We start from the raw sequence: 3,358 nt of genomic DNA on the forward strand, positions 1-3,358 counted from the left end.
CGTGCTCAAGTAGCCGAATAGGCGGTAGCACAACTATCGTGTGTCTTTCTCTTTCTGGATCAAATCAAGCGCGAGAAGGGCGTTTGGTGAATGCCTTGGCAGCAAGAGGCGATGAAAGACGTGATACTCTGCGATAAGCCATGGGGAGCTGAGAATAAGCTTTGATCCATGGATTTCTGAATGGGGCAACCCACCTGAATGTTTGTTATTGTTAGCACAGCTGATCAATAATGAGCATGAACAGGTACTTAAGACCTGAATACATAGGGTTTTAAGAGCAAACCCGGGGAACTGAAACATCTAAGTACCCGGAGGAAAGGAAATCAATTGATACTCCCCTAGTAGCGGCGAGCGAACGGGGACCAGCCGAGCCGGATAAGTGACTAGAACACGTTGGGAAGCGTGGCCATAGCGGGTGACAGCCCCGTATAGGAAGCTTTGACGGACGTATTAAGTAGGGCGGAACACGTGAAATTCTGTCTGAAGATCGGAGGACCACCTTCGAAGGCTAAGTACTCCTTGCTGACCGATAGTGAACCAGTACCGTGAGGGAAAGGTGAAAAGCACCCCGACGAGGGGAGTGAAACAGTACCTGAAACCGAACGCCTACAATCAGTCGGAGGCTCCTTGCGAGCTGACGGCGTACCTTTTGTATAATGGGTCATCGACTTGGTCTCACGAGCAAGCTTAAGCCGTTAGGTGTAGGCGTAGCGAAAGCGAGTCTTAATAGGGCGAATGAGTTCGTGGGATCAGACCCGAAACCGAGTGATCTAGGCATGGCCAGGTTGAAGGTAAGGTAACACTTACTGGAGGACCGAACCCACATCCGTTGAAAAGGATCGGGATGAGCTGTGCCTAGGGGTGAAAGGCCAATCAAACTCGGAGATAGCTGGTTCTCTGCGAAATCTATTTAGGTAGAGCGTCATCCGAATACCCCGGGGGGTAGAGCACTGGATGGGTAATGGGGCCCCACAGGCTTACTGATCCTAACCAAACTCCGAATACCCGGGAGTACTAGATGGCAGACACACTGCGGATGCTAACGTCCGTAGTGGAGAGGGAAACAACCCTGACCTACAGCTAAGGCCCCCAATTCATGGCTAAGTGGGAAAGCAGGTGGGACGACCAAAACAACCAGGAGGTTGGCTTAGAAGCAGCCATCCTTTAAAGATAGCGTAACAGCTCACTGGTCTAAATAAGTTGTCCTGCGGCGAAGATGTAACGGGGCTCAAGCCATGAGCCGAAGCTTAGGATGCCGTAAGGCATGGTAGCAGAGCGTAGTGTGACATAGTCTCATTCCTCCTTCACGTCTTCGGGCGGATTGGAGGAGAGAGGCTTTCGATGAAGCCGGCCTGTGAGGGATCCGGTGGAGAGATCACTAGTGAGAATGATGACATGAGTAGCGACAAAGAGTGTGAGAGACACTCTCGCCGAAAGTCCAAGGGTTCCTGCTTAAAGCTAATCTGAGCAGGGTAAGCCGGCCCCTAAGCCGAGGCCGAAAGGCGTAGGCGATGGGAACTAGGTTAATATTCCTAGGCCGTGGAGTGGTGACGGATCTCAGGTGTAGTTCAATCTTATCGGATTGATTGGGCTGCTGAGAGGTTCCTGGAAATAGCCCTCCTATCAGACCGTACCCTAAACCGACACAGGTGGACTGGTAGAGAATACCAAGGCGCTTGAGAGAACGATGTTGAAGGAACTCGGCAAAATACCTCCGTAAGTTCGCGAGAAGGAGGCCCGGTTCCTAGGCAACTAGGGGCTGGGGGCACAAACCAGGGGGTGGCGACTGTTTATTAAAAACACAGGGCTCTGCGAAGTCGCAAGACGACGTATAGGGTCTGACGCCTGCCCGGTGCCTGAAGGTTAAAAGGAGAGGTGAGAGCCTTGAATTGAAGCCCAGGTAAACGGCGGCCGTAACTATAACGGTCCTAAGGTAGCGAAATTCCTTGTCGGGTAAGTTCCGACCTGCACGAATGGCGTAACGACTTCCCCGCTGTCTCCAACATCGACTCAGCGAAATTGAATTGCCTGTCAAGATGCAGGCTTCCCGCGGTTAGACGGAAAGACCCCGTGCACCTTTACTACAGCTTCGCACTGGCATCAGGATTGTGATGTGCAGGATAGGTGGTAGGCTTTGAAACCGTGACGCCAGTCGCGGTGGAGCCTCCCTTGAGATACCACCCTTCGCACTCTTGATGTCTAACCGCGGTCCGTTATCCGGATCCGGGACCCTGCGTGGCGGGTAGTTTGACTGGGGCGGTCGCCTCCTAAAGCGTAACGGAGGCGCGCGAAGGTTGGCTCAGAGCGGTCGGAAATCGCTCGTTGAGTGCAATGGCAGAAGCCAGCCTGACTGCGAGACTGACAAGTCGAGCAGAGTCGAAAGACGGCCATAGTGATCCGGTGGTCCCGAGTGGAAGGGCCATCGCTCAACGGATAAAAGGTACGCCGGGGATAACAGGCTGATACTGCCCAAGAGTCCATATCGACGGCAGTGTTTGGCACCTCGATGTCGGCTCATCTCATCCTGGGGCTGGAGCAGGTCCCAAGGGTACGGCTGTTCGCCGTTTAAAGAGGTACGTGAGCTGGGTTTAGAACGTCGTGAGACAGTTCGGTCCCTATCTGCCGTGGGTGTAGGAGACTTGAGAGGAGTTGCCCCTAGTACGAGAGGACCGGGGTGAACGATCCACTGGTGGACCAGTTGTCGTGCCAACGGCAGTGCTGGGTAGCTATGATCGGACAGGATAACCGCTGAAGGCATCTAAGCGGGAAGCCCCCCTCAAAACAAGGTCTCCCTGAGGGCCGTGGAAGACCACCACGTCAATAGGCCGGAGATGTAAGCGCAGTAATGCGTTCAGTTGACCGGTACTAATCGCCCGATAGGCTTGATTTGATCCAGTAATGGAAAGACAAGACCAAAGCATACACCGACCTTGACAATGGATGATCGTGTCGCACCAAGCGACACTGTTGGTTGATAATTACAACCGTGCGGGAACGCGCATTCGCAAGCGAATGCGCTGCCTCCCGCGCGCCGCCTTTTTGCAAAGCAAAAAGAGCGACGTGGGCTTTTCCTCGGTTTGGTGGTCATAGCGCAAGTGAAACACCCGGTCCCATCCCGAACCCGGAAGTTAAGCACTGCCGCGCCAATGGTACTTGGGCTTAAGCCCCGGGAGAGTAGGTCACCGCCAAACCTAGTAAAAGCCCACATCTCTCTAAACGATCAAAAAACAATACCCGGCCTCAAATAGCGCAAGCGATAGGCCAACTAAAGACCTCAAGTAGCGTAAGCGCTAGGTCACAAAAACTGTCGCGGGATGGAGCAGCCCGGTAGCTCGTCAGGCTCATAACCTGAAGGTCG

Annotated in this window: 2 rRNA genes; both read left to right on the forward strand. The window is 53.6% G+C overall.

Annotated elements, in window-relative coordinates:
• Positions 1–62: 62 nt before the first annotated feature.
• Positions 63–2,890, forward strand: a 23S ribosomal RNA gene (locus GOW31_RS21730).
• A 186-nt stretch (positions 2,891–3,076) separates the two neighbouring features.
• Positions 3,077–3,191: ribosomal RNA gene (rrf, locus tag GOW31_RS21735) — 5S ribosomal RNA — on the forward strand.
• The last annotated feature ends 167 nt before the right edge of the window (positions 3,192–3,358 follow it).

The organism is Ruegeria sp. HKCCA0370 (assembly GCF_013033705.1).
In the GTDB taxonomy this organism is placed as follows: domain Bacteria; phylum Pseudomonadota; class Alphaproteobacteria; order Rhodobacterales; family Rhodobacteraceae; genus Ruegeria.